14 protein-coding genes are annotated in these 20,633 nt (G+C 67.5%); 1 reads left to right on the top strand and 13 read right to left on the bottom strand.

What is annotated here, in order from left to right; translation table 11 throughout:
• Positions 1–32 precede the first annotated feature (32 nt).
• Both HUK68_RS16865 and HUK68_RS16870 read right to left on the bottom strand, forming a co-directional pair.
• Positions 33–1,316: a TolB-like translocation protein gene (locus HUK68_RS16865; protein WP_175505245.1), complete on the bottom strand. Its 1,284-nt coding sequence runs from the start codon at positions 1,314–1,316 to the stop codon at positions 33–35.
• Between the two features lie 74 nt (positions 1,317–1,390).
• Positions 1,391–2,383 carry a Bug family tripartite tricarboxylate transporter substrate binding protein gene (locus HUK68_RS16870; protein WP_175505246.1) on the bottom strand — a complete coding sequence of 331 codons (993 nt, stop codon included), beginning with the start codon at positions 2,381–2,383 and terminating at the stop codon, positions 1,391–1,393.
• A 132-nt stretch (positions 2,384–2,515) separates the two neighbouring features.
• On the opposite strand from HUK68_RS16870, the gene HUK68_RS16875 reads away from it, so the two are divergent.
• Entirely contained in the window at positions 2,516–3,409 is an 894-nt protein-coding gene (locus tag HUK68_RS16875) for a LysR family transcriptional regulator (protein WP_175505247.1), read from the top strand.
• Here HUK68_RS16875 and HUK68_RS16880 read toward each other — a convergent pair.
• The 11 genes from HUK68_RS16880 to HUK68_RS16930 form a co-directional block, all read right to left on the bottom strand.
• Complete coding sequence (locus HUK68_RS16880; RefSeq protein ID WP_175505248.1) at positions 3,406–3,735, bottom strand: hypothetical protein; 330 nt, start codon at positions 3,733–3,735, stop codon at positions 3,406–3,408. The genes HUK68_RS16875 and HUK68_RS16880 overlap by 4 nt on opposite strands.
• Positions 3,735–9,740, bottom strand: coding sequence for an excinuclease ABC subunit UvrA (gene uvrA, locus HUK68_RS16885; protein ID WP_175505249.1), 6,006 nt, complete (start codon positions 9,738–9,740; stop codon positions 3,735–3,737). Before uvrA ends, HUK68_RS16880 begins: the two co-directional genes overlap by 1 nt.
• 205 nt (positions 9,741–9,945) lie before the next feature.
• Positions 9,946–10,959, bottom strand: a complete 1,014-nt coding sequence (locus HUK68_RS16890) for a porin (RefSeq protein WP_175505250.1) — start codon at positions 10,957–10,959, stop codon at positions 9,946–9,948.
• A gap of 212 nt (positions 10,960–11,171) precedes the next feature.
• Positions 11,172–12,857 carry an MFS transporter gene (locus tag HUK68_RS16895; protein WP_175505251.1) on the bottom strand — a complete coding sequence of 562 codons (1,686 nt, stop codon included), beginning with the start codon at positions 12,855–12,857 and terminating at the stop codon, positions 11,172–11,174.
• A 186-nt stretch (positions 12,858–13,043) separates the two neighbouring features.
• Positions 13,044–13,688: a DsbA family protein gene (locus HUK68_RS16900; RefSeq protein ID WP_175505252.1), complete on the bottom strand. Its 645-nt coding sequence runs from the start codon at positions 13,686–13,688 to the stop codon at positions 13,044–13,046.
• Positions 13,689–13,844: 156 nt separating this feature from the next.
• Entirely contained in the window at positions 13,845–14,111 is a 267-nt protein-coding gene (locus HUK68_RS16905) for a DUF1289 domain-containing protein (RefSeq protein WP_175505881.1), read from the bottom strand.
• A 43-nt stretch (positions 14,112–14,154) separates the two neighbouring features.
• Positions 14,155–15,081: a hydroxymethylglutaryl-CoA lyase gene (locus HUK68_RS16910; RefSeq protein WP_175505253.1), complete on the bottom strand. Its 927-nt coding sequence runs from the start codon at positions 15,079–15,081 to the stop codon at positions 14,155–14,157.
• Positions 15,082–15,132: 51 nt separating this feature from the next.
• On the bottom strand, positions 15,133–16,053 hold the full coding sequence (locus HUK68_RS16915) for a 2-hydroxyacid dehydrogenase (RefSeq protein WP_175505254.1): 921 nt from the start codon (positions 16,051–16,053) through the stop codon (positions 15,133–15,135).
• A gap of 59 nt (positions 16,054–16,112) precedes the next feature.
• The gene (locus HUK68_RS16920; RefSeq protein WP_175505255.1) at positions 16,113–18,125 is read right to left on the bottom strand and encodes an acetyl-CoA carboxylase biotin carboxylase subunit; all 2,013 of its coding nucleotides are present in this window, start codon (positions 18,123–18,125) and stop codon (positions 16,113–16,115) included.
• A 29-nt stretch (positions 18,126–18,154) separates the two neighbouring features.
• The gene (locus HUK68_RS16925) at positions 18,155–18,934 is read right to left on the bottom strand and encodes an enoyl-CoA hydratase/isomerase family protein (protein WP_175505256.1); all 780 of its coding nucleotides are present in this window, start codon (positions 18,932–18,934) and stop codon (positions 18,155–18,157) included.
• Positions 18,935–18,944: 10 nt separating this feature from the next.
• Complete coding sequence (locus HUK68_RS16930) at positions 18,945–20,552, bottom strand: carboxyl transferase domain-containing protein (protein WP_175505257.1); 1,608 nt, start codon at positions 20,550–20,552, stop codon at positions 18,945–18,947.
• Between the last annotated feature and the right edge of the window lie 81 nt (positions 20,553–20,633).

The following is a 20,633-nucleotide window of genomic DNA, read 5'->3' on the forward strand; positions in this document are numbered from 1 at the left end:
TCCCGAGGGACCGCCTTTTTTTCGTTTCAGGCTCAGGCGCCGACGATCGCCGACACATCCAGCACATACATCTGGCGCTGCCCCTCATGCACCGAGTCGATGCAGACCTGGCGCCCGTCGCGGCTCCAGCGCGGGTGCAGGTCGCAGCGGTTTTCCTTGCTCAGGTCGGGCGTGGCGTAGAAGCTGCCCAGGTTGCGGCGCGCGCCGGTGTGCATGTCGAACAGGAACAGGAAGCGCTCGTGCGTCTGGTCGTCAGGGTAGGTGTCGCTGAGCAGCCAGCGCGTGCTCACCGGCGAGAAGCTCATATGGCCGTTCTCGACCAGCACCTCGCGCCCGATGACCTCGACCGCGCCGCCCTCGATGTCATGGTAGAGGTGGTAGTGGATCTCGCCCGCATGCGGGCCCCAGACGATGATGTGGCTGTCGTCCTGCCACAGCGGGTGCGAGATCTGATATTCGGATTTCTCGTAGTCGAACGTACCCACGGCGCCCGGGTCGAAGTCGGCGGCAAGCTGCGGCAGCGGGTGGTCCGAGCATTCGAGCAGGCGCATTTCCGAGCCGTCGGGGTTCATGGTGATCAGGCGGTGCAGGAAGCAGGTTTCATCCTTCACGCGCTCGGTCCAGCGGTGCAGGAACAGGATGCGCGACGAAGCCGGATTGACTTCGATGTGGCTGACCCAGTGGATGGCTTTCTCCATCGACTTCCGGGGGTGGAAGGCTTTCAGGCCCGCATAGCTGACCAGCAGCGCGGCCGCGCCCGTGGCCAGGTCCATGCGCCAGATGCCGTCGTCCGCGGGCGCGAGCGGCAGCGCGAACGGGCCGCCGGTTTCGCTGTAGCCAATCGTCTCGTGCGTCACATACAGGCGCCGGTAGTCGACCGACAGCGCCCACTGGCTGCTGGGCGCGGCCACGTAGACCGGCATGGGCAGCACGCGGCGCGCGAGCGTGTCGACATCGACCACCACGGCGCCAAAGCCCGGGTAGCGCGCCGCGCTGTCGCCCGTCCGGTCGTTGTAGACCAGTTGCCGCCCCGGAGCGCCGTCGAGCCACTGCAGCTGGCTACCCATCTGCCAGTTCCAGGCGCCGGTCTCGCCCAAGGCATGGAAGCGGTCGCCGTCCAGCGTGTCGAAATAGCCTACGGTCGCCTTGGCGTCGGGCGTGAGGTACTGGTCCATGGCCGGGGTGCGCTGGCCTGCGATCAGGCGGTTGGTCCGGTCCCAGTTCGACTTGTTGTAGTAGCCAAAGAAATGGTGCTGGTGGCCGTCGCCCACGCGGCGGCAGGAGACATAGGAAGCGGGATTGGCGGACTCGGTCATGCGGGAAGTGGAAGGCTGGAAGGAAGCGGGCCGGGGGCCCGGACAGGGAAATGCAGGCGTGCGCCGGTCCGGCCTCAGTCGGCCGAGACCTTGCCCTCGAGAATCACGCGGTCCCAGCGGACTTTCTCCTGGGCCACGAAGCGCTGTGCATCGGGCAGGCTGTTGGCCACGGCCGTCATGCCCTGCTCCTCAAGACCCTTGCGGAACTCGGGCGTGTTGATGACCTTGCGCACGTCGGCGCTGATCTTCTCGACAATCGCTGGCGGCACTTTGGCCGATACCGCCACCGTGGTCCACGACGTGGCTTCGAAGCCCTGGATGCCGGCTTCGGCAGCGGTGGGCACATCGGGCAGTGCCGCCAGCCGCTGCTTGCCGGTCACGGCCAGCGCCTTCATCTTGCCGGCGCGGATGTGGCCCAGCACCGTCGGCGGGTTCTCGAACATCAGCTGGATCTGGTTGCCCAGCAGGTCATTGAGCGCGGCCGAGCTGCCGCGGTAAGGCACATGCACGATGGGCGCGCCCGACTGCAGCTTGTAGAGTTCGCCCATCATGTGCACCGACGAGCCCACGCCGGCGGAACCGAAGTTCACCGTGCCCGGCGCCTTCTTGGCCAATGCCGTCAATTGCTGCATGTCGCTGGCCGGCAGCGCTGGCGCGGCAACGACCACATGCGGCATTTCGGCCAGCACCGTCACCACCCGCAGATCGGTGGCCGGGTTGTACGGCAGTTTCTTGTAGATGCCATAGGCCGCGTGCAGGCCGATCGAGCCGACCATCAGCGTATAGCCGTCGGCGGGCTGGTCCGCGACATAGCGTCCGCCCAGGTGGCCGCCCGCGCCGGGCTTGTTTTCGACCACGACCGGCTGGTCCCAGAGACGGCCGAGCTTGTCGGCGAGCATGCGCGCCTGCACATCCGAGCTGCCGCCCGCGGTGAACGGCACGATGATGCGCACCTGGCGCGCGGGATTCGGATAGGCCGCGTCGCTGGACCAGGCGCTGGCCGAGCAGCCGATGAGGGTGGCGGCAAGTGCCGTCAGGCCGAAGTGGCGGCGCGCGATGTGTGTCATGTGCAGGTCCTTGGAAAATGCTGTGGCCTGGGGCGGCCTTGTCTCGTATGAAGCGAGTGTAGGGAGCTCAACCTACGCAGCAAAATGCATTTTTCCGCTCTGTCCATACAGGATTGGTATACCCTTCGCGCCATGCCCCGCCCTCTGAGTTTTCGCGAAATCGAAGCCTTCCGTGCCGTGATGCAGGCCGGAACCACCACTGCCGCGGCGCAACTGCTGCATACCACCCAGCCTTCGGTGAGTCGCCTGCTATCGCAGATGCAGGCCGGTGCCGGACTCAAGCTTTTCGACATGCACAAGGGCCGGCTGCGCCCCACGCCCGAAGCACTGGACCTGCATGCCACGGTGCAACAGCATTTCGTCGGCCTGGAGCGCATCGAGCGCGAGCTGCAGGGCCTGCGGATGTCGGGCGCGGGCACGCTGCGCATCGGCTGCACGCCCGCGCTGGGCCTGTCGGTGCTGCCGGCCGTGGTGCATGCATTCGTGCAGCAGCACCCGGGCACGCCCATCAGCCTGCAAACCCTGGGCACCGCGCATCTGCGCGAAGGCCTGCAGCTGGGACAATTCGATCTCGTGGTCAGCACCATGGCCATCGATGCGCCCGACCTGAGCGCCAGCGTGCTGCACCATAGCCAGGCGGTCTGCGTCATGCATCCCGCCCACCCGCTGGCGCAGCGCGGGCAATTGCATGTGAGCGATCTCGCCGATCAGTTGCTGCTCACGCTCAACGCCGACGACGACATCTGCCGGCAACTGCAGCAGACCATGCAGCGCCATGGCGTACAGGCGCGCTCGACCATCGAGACCACCTATTCATCGACGATTTGCTGTCTCGCCGCGGAAGGCACGGGCATAGGCGTGGTCAATCCCTACGTGGCCCACAAGTTCGCCGCGGAGCTGGCAGTGCGGCCGCTGCTGCCGCAATGCCCGGTCGAGATCGCGCTGGCCCTGCCGCTGCACCGTGCGCCCTCGGCGCGCGCCGATTCCTTCGTGCAACTGCTGCAGCAGCAGTTGCAGGAGCGCTAGGCTTTCTCCACCTGCAGATCGGCATCGCAGCCCACGCCGGCCGCAATCCAGCGCCTTGCGGCGCGCAGCCAAAGTCGCCCGCGCCAGCGCTGCCAGCGGCCGGGCGATGCAGCCAGGGCCTTCGCATCCTCGAGCACGCCGCAGCGGTAATGCGCGCCGGTCTCGTCCCAGCGCAGCGCGCTGCACGCGCCTTGCCGCCGGCGCGAGACCAGCATGCCCATGGGGCAGGGTTCGGCCAGGCAACACAGGCCGCAGCCATTGCAGGGCGCGCCCAGCGCCGGCTTGGCCGGCGCCTGCGCATGCCAATGGACAGCGTATTCGCGCATCAGGCCGGCGCCGTTGCGTCGGGCGCCGTTGCGTCGGGCGTCGCCACGCCGGGCGTCGCTACGCCGGGCGTCGCCACGCCGCGCGCCAGCACCGGCGCAATCGCGTTGCCGGTATGCGTGCCCTGCTCCACCAGCGTCTCGGGCGTGCCCGCGGCGACGATGCGGCCGCCGCCGTTGCCGCCTTCCGGGCCCAGGTCGATGACCCAGTCGGCTTCGGCAATCACATCCAGGTCGTGTTCGATGACGATCACCGAATGCCCGGCATCGACCAAACGGTGCAGCACCTCAATGAGCTTTTGCACGTCGGCCATGTGCAGGCCCACCGTGGGCTCATCGAGCACATACAGCGTATGCGGCGCCTTGTTGCCGCGGCGCGCGATGTCGTCGCGCACCTTGGTGAGTTCGGTCACGAGCTTGATGCGCTGGGCTTCGCCGCCGCTGAGCGTGGGCGAGGGCTGGCCCAGCGTCAGATAGCCCAGGCCCACATCCTTGAGCAGCTGCAGCGGGTGCGCAATGCCGGGCATGCTGGCAAAGAAGTCCACGGCTTCGTCGACCTCCATCTGCAGCACGTCGCCGATGCTCTTGCCGCGCCAGGTCACGGCCAGCGTCTCGGGATTGAAGCGCGCGCCGTGGCAGGTATCGCATGGCACCTTGACGTCGGGCAGGAAGCTCATCTCGATGGTGCGCACGCCCTGGCCTTCGCAGGTCGGGCAGCGGCCTTCGCCGGTATTGAACGAGAACCGGCCCGGACCGTAGCCGCGCGCACGCGCTTCGAGCGTATCGGCAAACAGCTTGCGGATGGTGTCCCAGAAACCGATGTAGGTGGCCGGGCAGGAGCGCGGCGTCTTGCCGATCGGCGTCTGGTCGACTTCCAGCACCCGGTCGATCGTCTCGAAACCGCGCAGGCCGGCGCAACCGACCAGCGCCGGCGCCTGGCCCGCATCCATGGCTTCGCGCCCGGCAAAGGTGCTGCGCTGGCCGACCCAGGCCGCGACATTGGTCCAGAGCACGTCGCGCGCCAGCGTCGATTTGCCCGAGCCGCTGACGCCGGTGATCGCCACCAGGCGCTTGAACGGCACATGCGCATCGACGCGCTGCAGGTTGTGCAGATCGGCGCCCAGCACCGTGAGCCAGCGCTGCGGCCCACTGCCGCCGCGCACGGCCGGCTGGGTCAGCGCCGCGTTGGCGGCCGCGCTGTCGGCCTCGCGCGCGGCCAGTGCATCGGCCGCCTGCTGCTTTTTCGTGCGCTTCTTCGGTGCTTCGACGGCTTCGGCCACGGCGGCCTGCGCCACAGGCGGCCAGACCACGGGACGGCGCGGCTGGAACGGATGGCGCATTGCATGCAGCAGATAGCGGCCGGTCAATGATTCCTCGGACTGCATCACGTCCTCGGGCGTGCCCTGGGCGACCAGCCGGCCGCCGCGCTTGCCCGCGCTCGGGCCGATGTCGATCACATGGTCGGCACGGCGAATGGTGTCCTCGTCATGCTCGACCACGACCAGCGTGTTGCCCTTGTCGCCGAGCTTGTGCAGCGCGTTGAGCAGGATCTGGTTGTCGCGCGCATGCAGGCCGATGGTGGGCTCGTCGAGCACATAGCACACGCCCTGCAGGTTGCTGCCGAGCTGCGCGGCCAGGCGGATGCGCTGGGCCTCGCCGCCGCTGAGCGTGGGCGCGCCGCGGTCCAGCGTCAGGTAGCCCAGGCCGACCTCCTCGAGGAATTCAAGCCGGCCCTGGATCTCGGGCAGCAGGTCGCGCGCGATGCCGGCCTCGCGACCGCTCAAGCTCAGCGCCTGCGCCCACACGCGCACGTCGGTGACCGAGAGCCGCGCGATGTCGGTGATGCCCACGTCGTGGAAGCGCACGGCACGCGCCGTGGCGTTGAGCCGCGTGCCCGCGCAGCAGGGACAGGTGACCTCGGCGATCTCCTCGACCTCCTGGCCTTCGAACTTGACCTCGCGGCCGCGGTTGTCCTCGGCCAGCAGCGTGTCGTCATAGACCTGGCGCTGGTCCTTGGTCAGCTGCACGCCCGTGCCCACGCAGTCGGGGCACCAGCCATGCTTGCTGTTGTACGAGAACAGCCGCGGATCGAGCTCGGCATAGCTGGTCGCGCAGACCGGGCAGGCACGCTGCGTGGAAAACGCCTGCAGCTTGCCGACGCCGGCCGTGCTCTGGCCGCCGGCCATGGCCGCGGCCAGGTCGTCGATGCCGCTGAGCACATGCACCACGCCCTTGCCCAGCTCGAGCGCCTGCGCCAGATGCAGGCGCAGCTCGGCTTCGTTGCGCGGCGAGACCTCGATGCTGGCGATCGGCAGGTCGATGCTGTGCTCCTTGAAGCGGTCGAGCCGCGGGAAGCCCGTGGTCGGCAGGAATTCGCCATCGACGCGCAGATGGGTGTAGCCGCGCGGACGCGCCCAGTCGGCCAGCTCGGTGTAGACGCCCTTGCGGTTGACCACCAGCGGCGACAGCAGGCCGATATGCTGGCCGCGGAACTGCGTCATCAGCTGGGCGGCAATGCTGTCGGGGGTCTGCGGCTGCACCGCCGCGCCATCATGGATGCAATGCTGCACGCCCAGCTTCACGTAGAGCAGGCGCAGGAAATGCCAGACTTCGGTGGTCGTGCCGACGGTGGACTTGCGCCCGCCGCGCGACAGCCGCTGCTCGATGGCCACCGTGGGCGGGATGCCGTAGACCGCGTCGACCTCGGGACGGCCCGCGGGCTGCACGATGGAGCGCGCATAGGCGTTGAGCGATTCGAGGTAGCGGCGCTGGCCTTCGTTGAACAGGATGTCGAACGCCAGCGTCGACTTGCCCGAGCCGCTCACGCCCGTGACCACGTTGAACTTGCCACGAGGAATCTCGACCGACAGCTGCTTGAGGTTGTGCTCGCGTGCGTTGACGATCTCGATCACGTCCTTCTCGGGCTGCGTATGCGCCTTGTGGCCCGCGCTCGGGTAAAGCATGGGCGCGACCTCGGTGACCAACTGGCCGCCCACGCCCATCGCCAGGTCGTACTCGCGCAGCGCCTGCGCGGTATGCGAGCCCGGGTGCTGGCGCACGTCCTCGGGCGTGCCTTGTGCGACGACCAGGCCGCCGCCCTCGCCGCCTTCCGGGCCGAGGTCGATGAGCCAGTCGCTGGCGCGGATCACGTCGAGGTTGTGCTCGATGACGATCAGCGAATGCCCGGCTTCGAGCAGCTTGCGCAGCGCGCGCATCAGCTTGGCGATGTCGTCGAAATGCAGCCCCGTGGTCGGCTCGTCGAACAGGAACAGCGTGCCCTTGCGTGCCAGCGCCTGGCGCGACTTGGCCGCGGTCTTGGCGGCCTCGGCCAGGAAACCCGCCAGCTTGAGGCGCTGGGCCTCGCCGCCGCTGAGCGTGGGCACGGGCTGGCCCAGCTTCATGTACTCCAGGCCGACATCGACGATGGGCTGCAGCGCGCGCAGCACCTCGCGGTCCTGCGCAAACAGCTGCGCGGCCTCGCTCACCGTGAGTTCCAGCACATCGGCCACGTTCAGGCGGCGCGGCTGCAGCTCGCCCACCGCGTGGCGCTCGATATGCACCTCGAGGATTTCCGGGCGGTAGCGCTGGCCGTCGCAGTCGGGGCAGCGCAGGTAGACATCGGACAGGAACTGCATCTCGACATGCTCGAAGCCCGAGCCGCCGCAGGTCGGGCAGCGGCCGTCGCCGCTGTTGAAGCTGAACTTCGCCGCGGTATAGCCGCGCTGGCGCGCCAGCGGCGCGACCGCGAACAGCTCGCGGATGCTGTCCCAGGCGCCGACATAGCTGGCCGGGTTGGAGCGCGCGGTCTTGCCGATCGGCGACTGGTCGACGAACACGACATCGCTCAGATGGTCCGCGCCCATCAGGCGGTCGAACGCACCCGCGGCGTCGGTGGGCTTGCCGAAGTGGCGCAGCAGCGCGGGCGCGAGCACGTCCTGGATCAGCGTGGACTTGCCCGAGCCGCTGACGCCGGTGATGGTGACCAGGCGCTGCAGCGGGAAATCGACATCGAGGTGGCGCAGGTTGTGCTCGCGTGCGCCCTCGAGAATCAGCCGCGGCGTGGATTCGGTGACCATGCGCTTGAAGCCGAAGCCGACCTGCTTGCGCCCGCCGAGGTAGGCGCCGGTCAGCGTGTCGGCATGGCGCAGCGCATCGGGCGTGCCGTCGAACACGATCTGTCCGCCGCGCGCGCCCGGGCCCGGGCCCATGTCGATCATGCGGTCGGCGGCAAACATCACCGCCGGGTCGTGCTCGACCACGACCAGCGTGTTGCCCGCGTCGCGCAGGCGCTGCATGGCTTCGGTGATGCGCAGCATGTCGCGCGGGTGCAGGCCGATGCTGGGCTCATCCAGCACGAACAGGGTATTGACCAGCGAGGTCCCGAGCGCCGTGGTCAGGTTGATGCGCTGCACCTCGCCGCCGCTGAGCGTGCGGCTTTGCCGGTCCAGCGTGAGATAGCCAATGCCGACGTCCACGAGGTATTTGAGCCGGGTGTCGATTTCGGCGTGCAGCATCTTCAGCGCCTGGGCTTCGCCATCCGACATCTGCGGCTGCTCGCTGGGAATCAGCGTCGCAAAGAACTGCTGCAGCCGGTGGATCGACAAGCGCATCAGATCATGCAGGCACAGCCCGGGCAGGGCCTCGAGCTGTTCGCGGCTCCACGACACGCCCGCGGGCATGAAGCGCTGCGCCGGCGGCAGCACCGCATCCGCGCCCTGCTTGGTGCCCAGGCGCCACAGCAGGCTCTCGGTCTTGAGGCGCGCGCCGCGGCAGGTCGGGCACTCGGTATAGCTGCGGTATTTGGACAAGAGCACGCGGATGTGCATCTTGTAGGCCTTGCTCTCAAGGTACTCGAAGAAGCGCTTGATGCCGTACCAGGTCTGGTTCCACTTGCCGTTCCACTTCGGCGAGCCGTCCAGCACCCAGGCCTGCTGCTCGGCGCTCATCTTGGCCCAGGCGGTGTCGCGCGGGATGCCTTCGGCTTCGGCATGGCGCATCAGGTCGTCCTGGATTTCCTTCCATGCCGGCGTCTGGATGGCCTTCACGGCGCCGGTGCGCAGCGTGAGCTTCTCGTTGGGAATCACCAGGCCCCAGTCGACGCCGATCACGCGCCCGAAACCGCGGCAGGCCTCGCAGGCGCCCACGGCGGAGTTGAACGAGAACAGCGATGGCATGGGCGCGGTATAGGAAAGCCCGCTTTCCGGGCAGTGCAGCCCCAGCGAGAAGCGCCACAGCTCGGGCTCGCCGCCTTCTTCGGGCAGGCTGTAGACGGTCATATGGCCGCTGCCGCGCTTGAGCGCCACCTCGATGGCCTCGATCACGCGCGCGCGCTCGGTGCGGCTGAAGCGGAAACGGTCGGCCACCACATCGAGGAGCTTGACGCGCGTCGGTGCGGCCGCGCCCTTCTTGCCCTTGCCCTTCGCGGCTTCGGCTGCGGCATGCTCGACCTCGCGCTCGGCCTGGACCTTGGTGAAGCCGCTGGCCGACAGCCACTGCTCGACCTCCTCGGCCGTGGTGTTGACCGGCAGCTCGACCGCGAACGTGACCACCAGCCGCGGATCGCCCGCGGCCGCGCTGCGCTGCGCCAACTCCTCATAGATCGATTCCGGCGTGTCGTGGCGCACCGGCAGCGCCGTGACCTGGTCGTGCAGATGCGCTGCACGCGCGAACAACAGCTTCAGATGGTCGTTGAGCTCGGTCATCGTGCCGACCGTGGAGCGCGAATTGCGCACCGGGTTGGTCTGGTCGATGGCAATGGCCGGCGGCACGCCGTCGATGCGGTCGACGGCGGGTTTGTCCATGCGGTCGAGAAACTGGCGCGCATAGGCGCTGAAGGTCTCGACATAGCGGCGCTGGCCTTCCGCATACAGCGTATCGAACACCAGGCTCGACTTGCCCGAACCGCTGGGCCCCGTGACGACCGTCAATTCACCGGTGCGGATATCGAGGTCGACGTTCTGGAGATTGTGCTGGCGCGCGCCGCGGATGCGGATCAGTCCCTGGGACATACAGGCAGTCTTTCTGAATGGTGGCGGACCATTCTAGGACTGGACCCGAGGGGCCTGCTGTCGGACAAAACATTGCCTGGCAATCACTGTGTATTTATTCAGTAACGGCTGCGCCAAGGCAAAAAAAAACCTCCCGGCACCGAAGCGCAGGGAGGTTGCAGCTTGCAAGCCCCGACCCGGGGGCCGGGCTCAGGCCGTCAGGCGATCAGAAGTTGTGGCGAACGCCCACAGCCAGCGAGCTGAAGTCGGCACCGATGGGGCCGCCGACGTAGCTGATGTTCGAACCGTTGTCGATCTTGGTGTAGTAGCCGTAGACCTTGGTGCGCTTGCTCAGGTTGTAGTTGTAGCCCAGGGTCCACTGGTTGGCAGCGGTGCCGTCCAGGGTGTTGCCACCGACCTTGATCTTTTCGGCACGGCCGAAGTTGGCGTGGAATTCCGAAGCGCCCAGGGTGTACATGCCGGCCAGGCGGTAGGCGTGGCGCTTGGCATCGGCGGTCGTGCCGTTGACGTTGTCCAGCGTGGCGTACTGGTAGTACGCGCCCAGGGTGAAGGCACCCACAGCATAGGAACCGCGCAGGGCGATCTGCTCGGCTTCGCCGGAGAAGGCACCGAACACGCCTTCAACGGCCTTGTTGCTGGTGTAGCCCAGGCCCAGGCCCAGGGGACCGGCGTTGTAGTTGGCCGACAGGTCGAAAGCGTTCTTCGCGCCGGGCGCCTTTTCGCTCAGCGAGACAGCGCCTTCGGCGCTGAAGCCGCCGAACTTGGGCGAGCGGTAGCCGATCTTGTTCACATCGCGCATCACGTAGGCATACAGCGCGTCGGCCGAAGTACCGGTGTCGTGGTTGTGCATGCTGATGTAGTCAGCGGTGGCGTAGTACGAATCGGAGATGAAGTTACCCAGACGCACGGCACCGAAAGCGCCCGACAGGTTCACTTCGCTCTGGCGGCCGAAGAACTGGGGCGAGGTCACACCCGTGTCGGAAGCGAAACCGCTCTCGAGCTGGAAACCGGCCTTGAGACCGCCGCCCAGGTCTTCCGAACCCACGATGCCCCAACGCGAGGCGTTGTTTTCCATGGCGGAGCGCGTGACGTCGCCGAGCTTTTGGCGTTCGACCGTAGTGTTCACGCGGCCGTAGATGGTGACGCTGCTTTGGGCCATGGCGGCCGAGGTGCCAGCGATGGCCAGGACGGCCAGCAATGCGCGTTGAGTGTTGTTCATGGGAGTTCCTAGATTTTGAATTCAGTTCGAAGTAATCAAGCAAGACTCGTAGGAGTCGACCTACTTCGACCATAGGCAAAATTCTAGGATGCCCATCTGCGAGAAAAAAGCTTCAGGCCCATGACAGCCATCATTTGATGCTTTTTTGCAACATATTGGTGCATGTACGGCCCCTGCACCGCAAGAGTGCACAGGGGCCGCGACGCCCAGGGTCAATCGCCGGCGTAGATATCGATGTCCTTGGTCTCACGCACGAACAGCGTGCCGACGATCGCCGTCATGCCGGCAATGATGATCGGATACCAGAGGCCGCTGTACATGTTGCCGGTCTGCGCCACGATGGCAAACGACATCGTCGGCAGCAGGCCGCCGAACCAGCCGTTGCCGATGTGGTACGGCAGGCTCATCGAGGTGTAGCGGATGCGCGTCGGGAACAGCTCGACCAGCATCGCGGCAATGGGACCATAGACCATGGTCACCAGCAGAACCAGGTAGGTCAGGATCACGACCATCATCACCTTGTTCATCTTCGCCGGGTCCGCCTTGGCCGGATAGCCGTCGGCCTTGAGCACATCGGCGACCGACTTCTTGAACGCCACGTCCTTTGCCTTGGCTTCCTCCGCTGTCAGACCCTTGGCCGAGAAGCTGGGGATCTCGGTCGTGCCGATCTTGATCACCGCCGGGGTGCCCGCAGGCGCATCGACGGCGTCATAGCTGACCGAAGCCGAAGCCAGCACCTGCTTGGCCACGTCGCACGAGCTGGTGAACTTGGCGGTACCGGTCGGATTGAACTGGAACGAGCATTCGGCCGGGTCGGCAACGATCACCACCTTGTTGCGCTCCTGCGCCGCGGCCAGGTCGGGGTTGGCGGCAGCAGTCAGCGCCTTGAACACCGGGAAGTAGGTCAGCACGGCCAGCACGCAGCCCAGCATGATGATGGGCTTGCGGCCAATCCGGTCCGACAGCGTGCCGAACACCACGAAGAACGGGGTGGCGATCAGCAGCGCAGCGGCAATCATCAGGTTGGCGGTGACCGCGTCGACCTTGAGTTGCTGCGTCAGGAAGAACAGCGAATAGAACTGGCCCGTGTACCAGACCACGGCCTGGCCGGCGGTGAGGCCGAACAGCGCCAGCAGCACGATCTTCAGGTTCTTCCACTGGCCAAACGACTCGGCCAGCGGCGCCTTGGAGGTCTTGCCCTCGGCCTTCATCTTCTGGAACGCCGGCGATTCGGACAGCGTCATGCGGATCCAGACCGAAATGCCCAGCAGCAGGATCGACACCAGGAAGGGAATGCGCCAGCCCCAGTCGACGAAGGCGGCCTCGCCCACCGAGGTGCGCACGCCCAGGATCACCAGCAGCGACAGGAACAGGCCCAGCGTCGCCGTGGTCTGGATCCACGAGGTGTAGGCGCCGCGGCGGCCATGCGGCGCGTGCTCGGCGACATAGGTGGCAGCGCCGCCGTACTCGCCGCCCAGTGCCAGGCCCTGCAGCATGCGCAGGATGATCAGGATCACGGGCGCGGCCACGCCAATCGACGCATAGGTCGGCAGGATACCGACGATGAAGGTCGACAGGCCCATGATCAGGATCGTCACCAGGAAGGTGTACTTGCGTCCGATCATGTCGCCGAGCCGGCCGAACACCAGCGCGCCGAACGGACGCACGATGAAGCCCGCGGCAAACGCCAGCAGCGCGAAGATGAAGGCCGAACCTTCGTCGAGGCCGCTGAAGAACTGCTTGGCAATGATGGCCGCCAACGAACCGTAAAGGTAGAAGTCATACCACTCGAAAACCGTGCCGAGGGATGATGCAAAGATCACTTTGCGCTCTTCGGATGTCATCGGGCGCGGTGCCGCGCCCTTGACACCCGCGCCGGGTGAAGCGTTGATGGCCATGCTGTTGTCTCCTGTTGGTTATGGGTGCCGCCTGCGGCGGTCACCCCCATTCTTGGAGACGCCACTGACCCCTCTCTGACACCAAACCAACAGGAGCTTGCGCCAAACTGACGCAGCGCTGACATTCTCGGGTCCAACCCTTGGCCCGCGTTTTGGGATATGAAAATTGCGGCGTTGCGGCCCGCCTCAGCCTTTGAGCCCTGACGGCGTGCGCGGCAGTTCCTCCCAATGCGCGGCATCGAACCAGGGCGCCTGCGCCAGGTAGTCGCGCAGCATGGGAAGACCGTCAAGCCCCCAGAAAATCCTGCCATCCACCTCCCATGCGGGCACGCCAAACACGCCCGCCGCTGCGGCCGCGTCGGTATTGGCGCGCAGCCAGTCCTTGGCGCGCTGTGCGGCTTGGTCGTCGGTGCGCAGCTGGCCCTGCAATTGCTGTTGCAACCCCTCGAGGCGCTGTGCGTCGAGCGCCGGCTGCCCGCCCTGCCAGACATGGCGCAGCAGCGTGCCGGCGACAAAGCGGTTGATGCTGCCGTCATCGCTGCATTGCAGCGCCAGCCGCAGCAGCGGCAGGGGGTTGAACGGATGCTCCGCCGGCATGTCCAGCGGCACGCCCAGCGACTGGCCAAGCCAATGCACATGGCGATAGGTCCATTCCCGCTTGGCCGCAATGCCCGCCGGCCCGGGATTGCCATCGCGCTGGAGCAGCGCGCCCAGCAGCACCGGGCGGTATTGCACCGTGTAGCTCAGGCCCTCGAGCACTTCGGGCATGCGCTCGAAGGCCAGCCACGCATAGGGGGAAACGAAATCGAGGTGGAAGGTGATGTGTTTCATGTTCGGTCCTAATTGCGAGGCCGGCCGTCCATGCTTCGGCCCTTCGACAGGCCCAGGGCTCAGCACGAACGGTTGAACCCTCGTGCCAAGGCTGTCGACGGCTCCCATGGCTTTTATCGTTCGTCCTGAGCTTGTCGAAGGATGAAGGGCCAATCTCTAGCTGGAAACCACCTGCGCCGGATGCGCCACCCCCGCCCGCTCCAGCAGCTTGACCCAGATCGCCTGCCGCGTCGCCGCATCCGCCTTGCCCCAGGCGCGCAGTTCTTCCAGCGTGCGAAAGCACCCCTGGCAATGGCTGCGGTCGGCCGTCATGCGGCAGACGCTGATGCAGGGCGAGGTGACCACGCCGTCGAAGTCCGCGGCAAAGCCGCCTTCGGCCGCGACCTGCGCCGCGCGCCGTGCCAGCGCGACCGGAATGTCGATCAGCGGCTTGTCCGCCACGGCCGGTGCCGCGACGACCGGAATGTCAGACAGCGTCACAGACACTCGCCTCCCGTTTCGCCAGCAAGGCCTTGGCCACGCGCGACTGCGTCGGGCGGCCCAGGAAATCGCTGATGTACTGGCCCGCGTCGATCAGCGCATCGAGGTCGATGCCGGTGTCGATGCCCATGCCGTGCAGCATGTAGACCACGTCTTCGGTGGCGACATTGCCGGTCGCACCCTTGGCGTAGGGGCAGCCGCCCAGGCCGGCCACCGAGGTGTCGTACTGCCACACGCCCATCTCGAGCGAGGCCAGCGTGTTGGCCAATGCCTGGCCGTAGGTGTCGTGGAAATGGCCCGAAACATCGTCCAGCGCGAAATGCGCGAGCGTGGCCTCGAGCGCGCGCTGCACCTTGAGCGGCGTGCCCACGCCAATCGTGTCGGCCACGCCCACATGCTGCACGCCAATGCCCTTCATCAGCCCCGCGAGGTAAGCGACGCGCTCGGGCGCGATCTCGCCTTCATAGGGGCAGCCCACGGTACAGGACATCGCGCCGCGCACGTAGATGCCGGCCGCGCGCGCGGCCTCGACCACGGGGGCGAAGCGCTCGATGCTCTCGGCAATGGAGCAGTTGATGTTGCGCTGGCTGAAGGCCTCGCTGGCCGCGCCGAACACCACGATCTCGTCGGGGCGGCTGGCCAGCGCGGACTCGAAGCCGCGCAGGTTGGGGGTCAGCACCGAATAGCGCACGCCGGGCTGGCGCTCGATGCCGGCCATGACTTCGGCGTTGTCGCCCATCTGCGGCACCCATTTCGGGCTGACGAAGCTCGTCACCTCGATCTCGCGCAGGCCCGCGGCCTGCAGCCGGTGCACCAGTTCGATCTTCACGGCCGCGGGCACCGTCTGTTTTTCATTCTGCAGCCCGTCGCGCGGGCCGACATCCACCAGTTTGACGCGGGAGGGATAGGGCATGGTTTTGTTTCCGTAGGTAGTTGTTGTGATGCGGCGGCGAGGCGTCCGGGGTCAATAGCCGCGCGTGCCTTCGACCACGCCGGTCAGCGCCTCGCCGCGCTCGAGCGCGGCGATCTTGCCGACGATCTGCGCCAGGCAGTCCTCGCGCAGCGTGCGCGCCGAGGTGTGCGGCGTGAGCGTGATGCGCGGATCGCGCCGGAAGGCGTGGTCGGCCGGCAGCGGCTCGGTGCGGAACACGTCGAGCGTGGCGCCCGCGACATGGCCCGATTCCAGCTGGGCCAGCAGGTCTTCCTCGACCAGGTGCGCGCCGCGCGCGACGTTGATCACATAGGCGCCGGGCTGCAATCGCGACAGCGTTGCGGCATTGAGGATATCGCGGGTATCGGGGGTCAGCGGCAGCAGATTGACAAGCACCCGGCTCGCGCCGAGGAATTCCTCCAGGCTCTCGGCGCCGCTGTAGGTCGTGACGCCCGCCAGCTGGCGCGGCGAACGGCTCCAGCCGTTGACCGGGAACTCGAAATGCGCAAGCGCCTGCGCCACGCGCTGGCCCAGCACGCCCAGACCCATCACGCCGACCGGAAAGTCGCGCCGCTGGCGCGGCTTGCGAAAGGTCCATTCGCCACGCGCCATGTCGGCCGCATAGGCATCGAGTTCGCGGAAGTGGCGGATCACCGCATGGCACACATACTCGGCCATCTGCACCGCCATACCCGCATCCTCGATGCGCACCACCGGCACGCCCGCGGGCAGCTTCAGCCGCAGCAGGCCGTCGACCCCTGCGCCCAGGTTGAACATGGCCTGGAGGCCGGGCTGCTCGTCCATGAATTGCTGCGGCGGCGTCCAGACCACGGCGTAGTCGGCCTGCGGGTCGCCGGGCTGCCAGACCGACAGTTCGGCCAAGGGCAGCGCGGCGCGCAGCCCCTCGATCCAGGCACGGGGATGGGTGTCGGCGCAGCAAAAGGTGATCTTCATGGACGTGGAGCGTAACGCGGCTTGCCGCCGCGCCCGCCAAAAGCCCTGGTTTTGTGCATTTACGCGCGCGCCAGCCGCAGCAGTTCGGCGCCATCGCCGATCTGGTCGCCAGGCTGGTACAGCAGTTCCTCGACCACGCCGTCATGCGGCGCGGCAATGGTGTGCTCCATCTTCATCGCCTCCATCACCGCGAGGGCCTGTCCGGCCACCACGCTGTCGCCGGCCTTGACGGCAAACGACACCAGCTTGCCCGGCATCGGCGCGGTGAGGCGCCCGCCTTCGGCGTGCTCCTCGCCCGCATGCGCCAGCAGGTCGATGCCGGTCAGCGTCTGCGCGCCGCGCGGCGTGAACACGTGGAACTGCTCGCCCAGGCGGTGCACCTGCGCGCGCGTGCGCTGGCCCGCGAACTCCAGGTCCAGCACGCCGTCGGCCAAGGAGAACACCAGCGGTGCCTCCACCGCCGGCAGGTCCTCCTGCGCTTCCAGCGCCAGCACCAGCGCGCCGCCGGGCAGGTAGCGCAGGCGCGCATTCACGGTCGCGCCCTCGATCACCCAGGACCAGGCACGCCCGGTCGTGCCATGCGACTGCCAGCCATCGCGCCGGCTGAACGGATCGGCGCCCTGCTGCGCCTGCTCGCCCAGCAGCGCGCTGGCGGTGGCCGCGGCCACGGCCAGCGGCACGCCCACCGGGTCCTGGTGGAACAGCACGTCCTTCTCGCGCTCGATCAGCGCGGTATCGAGCCGCGCCTGCGCAAACGAGGGCGAGCGCAGCACCTGGCGCAGGAACTGCACGTTGGTGGCCAGGCCGACGATCTGCGTCTGCGCCAGCGCCGCATCGAGCCGCGCCAGCGCCTGCGCGCGGTTGTCGCCGCGCACGATCAGCTTGGCGATCATCGAGTCGTAGAACGGGCTGATGGCATCGCCTTCGCGCACGCCGTCGTCGATGCGCACATCGGCCACGCTGAAGCTGCTGGCCGCGGGCTTGCGGTAGACCTGCAGCGTGCCGGTGGACGGCAGGAACTGGTTGTCGGGGTTCTCGGCGCAGATGCGCGCCTCGATCGCATGGCCGATGATGCGCAGCTCGTCTTGGCGCTTGGGCAGCGGCTCGCCGCTGGCCACGCGCAGCTGCCACTCGACCAGGTCCTCGCCGGTGATGGCTTCGGTGACCGGGTGCTCGACCTGCAGCCGGGTGTTCATCTCCATGAAGAAGAAGTCCATCGCGCCGCCTTCGCGCTGCTCGACGATGAACTCCACCGTGCCCGCGCCGACGTAGTTGACGGCGCGTGCCGCGGCCACGGCGGCTGCGCCCATCTGCGCGCGCAGCGCCTCGGTCATGCCGGGCGCAGGTGCTTCCTCCAGCACCTTCTGGTGGCGCCGCTGCACCGAGCAGTCGCGCTCGAACAGATAGACGTAATTGCCCAGGGTGTCGCCAAACACCTGGATCTCGATGTGGCGCGGGCGCTGCACGTATTTCTCGATCAGCACTGCATCGTCGCCGAAACTGTTGATCGCCTCGCGCTGGCAGCTGGCCAGCGCGGCGGCGAAGTCCTCGCTGCGGTCCACGGCACGCATGCCCTTGCCGCCGCCGCCGGCGCTGGCCTTGATCAGCACCGGATAGCCGATGCGGTCGGCCTCGGCCTGCAGCCGCGCCGGGTCCTGGTCGCTGCCGTGGTAGCCCGGCACCAACGGGACGCCGGCCTTTTCCATCAGCTGCTTGGAGCCGGCCTTCAGGCCCATCGACTCGATGGCCGACGGCGGCGGGCCGATGAACACCAGGCCGGCGTCGGCGCAGGCCTGGGCGAACTCCTCGTTCTCGCTGAGAAAGCCATAGCCCGGGTGCACGGCCTGCGCGCCCGTGGCCTGGGCCGCGGCCAGGATGCGCTCCCAGCGCAGGTAGCTGTCCTTGGGCGCGCTGCCGCCGATGTGCACGGCCTCGTCGCAGGCCGCGACATGCTTGGCGCGCGCGTCGGCATCGGAGTACACGGCCACCGTGCGCACGCCCAGGCGCCGCGCCGTCGCGGCCACGCGGCAGGCGATTTCACCGCGGTTGGCAATCAAGATCTTGCTGAACATTCTGTCTCCCGGAATTTCGTTGTCTGCGCTCATGCGAGCCAGGAAGGCTTGCGCTTGGAGAGAAAGGCCTGCACGCCTTCCTTGCCCTCGGCGCTGGCGCGGATGGTGGCGATGCCCTCCACGGTGGCGGCAATCAGCCCGGGCTCGATCTCGCGTTCGGCCACGTCGATCACCAGCTGCTTGCAGGCGCGCACCGCGGCCGGGCCGGCACTCAGCAGCGGCTTGAGCATGGCGTCGACCTTTTCATCCAGCGCGCCCGCGCCGGCGACCTCATGCACGAAGCCGATGCGATGCGCCTCGGCCGCGTCGAAGCGCTCGCCGGTGAGGAAGTAGCGGTGCGCGGCGCGCGCGCCCATCGCGCGGATCACATACGGACTGATGGTCGCGGGGATCAGGCCGATCTTGACTTCGCTGAGGCAAAAGCCCGCGGTGTCGGCCGCCACCGCCATGTCGCAGGCCGCCACCAGCCCCATGCCGCCGGCGTAGACATCGCCCTGCACGCGTGCCAGCGTCGGCTTGGGGCATTCGTAGATCACGCGCAGCATCTCGGCGAGCTTGCCGGCGTCGTCGCGGTTCTCGTCGCGCGTGTAGTCGGCCATGCGGCGCATCCAGTTCAGGTCGGCGCCGGCGCAGAACGCCGGGCCTTCGGCCGCGAGCACCACGGCCAGCACATCGGCGCGCGCGCCCACCGTCAGGAAGGCCTGGGTGATATCGGCAATCGCGACATCGCTGAAGGCGTTGCGGATCTCGGGGCGCGCCAGCGTGATGCGCGCCACGCCGGCGTCATAGGTGATGTGAAGCGTAGACATGGAGGCTCCTTTACATGCGGAACACGCCAAAGCGCGTGTCCTCGATCGGGGCGTTGCGCGCGGCCGAAAGGCCCAGCGCCAGCACGCGGCGCGTGTCGGCCGGGTCGATCACGCCGTCATCCCAGAGGCGGGCGCTGGCGTAATAGGGGTGGCCCTGGTCTTCGTACTGCTGGCGGATCGGCGCCTTGAACGCTTCTTCCTCCTCGGCGCTCCACTGGCCGCCGCGGCCCTCGATGCCGTCGCGCTTGACCGTCGCCAGCACGCTCGCCGCCTGCTCGCCGCCCATCACCGAGATGCGCGCGTTGGGCCACATCCACAGGAAGCGCGGCGAGAACGCGCGCCCGCACATGCCGTAGTTGCCCGCGCCGAAGCTGCCGCCGATGATGATCGTGAACTTGGGCACGGCCGCCGTCGCCACCGCCGTCACCAGCTTGGCGCCGTGGCGCGCAATGCCTTCGTTCTCGTACTTGCGCCCGACCATGAAGCCGGTGATGTTCTGCAGGAACACCAGCGGGATCTTGCGCTGGCAGCACAGTTCGATGAAATGCGCGCCCTTGACGGCCGACTCGCTGAACAGGATGCCGTTGTTGGCGATGATGCCCACCTGCATGCCCTCGATGCGCGCGAAGCCGCAGACCAGGGTGCTGCCGAAGCGCGCCTTGAACTCGTCGAAGCGGCTGTCGTCGACGATGCGCGCAATGATCTCGCGCACATCGAAGGGCTTGCGCGTATCGACCGGAATCACGCCATACAACTCCTCGGCCGCAAAGCGCGGCGCCACCGGCGCAGCATCGGCGGCGTCGGGCTGCTTGCTGCGGTTGAGGTGCGAGACCGCGGTGCGCGCCAGCGCCAGCGCATGCAGGTCGTTCTGCGCCAGGTGATCGGCCACGCCCGAGAGCCGGGTATGCACGTCGCCGCCGCCCAGGTCCTCGGCACTGACCACCTCGCCGGTGGCCGCCTTGACCAGGGGCGGGCCGCCGAGAAAGATCGTGCCCTGCTCCTTGACGATGATCGACTCGTCGCTCATGGCCGGCACATAGGCGCCGCCGGCCGTGCACGAGCCCATCACCACGGCAATCTGCGCAATGCCCTGCGCGCTCAGGTTGGCCTGGTTGTAGAAGATGCGGCCGAAATGCTCGCGGTCGGGAAACACATCGTCCTGGTTGGGCAGGTTCGCGCCGCCCGAGTCGACGAGGTAGATGCAGGGCAGGCGGTTCTGCGCCGCGATCTCCTGCGCGCGCAGGTGCTTCTTCACGGTCATCGGGTAGTAGGTGCCGCCCTTCACCGTCGCGTCGTTGCACACGATCATGCAATCGATGCCGCTGACCCGGCCGATGCCGACGATCAGGCCCGCGCCCGGCGCGGCGTTGTCGTACATGTCGAGCGCGGCCAGCGGCGCGACTTCGAGGAATGGCGTGCCCGGATCGAGCAATTGCTGCACGCGCTCGCGCGGCAGCAGCTTGCCGCGCGCCAGATGCTTGGCGCGCGCGGCCTCGCCGCCGCCGGCCAGGATCTTGTCGACCTGGCGGCGCAGGTCCTGCACCACGGCTTGCATGGCGGCCGCATTGGCCAGGAAATCCGCCGAGCGGGAGTTGAGTCGAGATTCGAGAATGCCCATGACTTGCCCTGTTTCTGGTTGTGTCTGGTTTGCCCTAGCGGCAAACGGGGTTTTTTTGTCCATTCAACCGTCTGCGCCCAT

Source organism: Comamonas antarctica (assembly GCF_013363755.1).
Lineage (GTDB): Bacteria > Pseudomonadota > Gammaproteobacteria > Burkholderiales > Burkholderiaceae_C > Comamonas > Comamonas antarctica.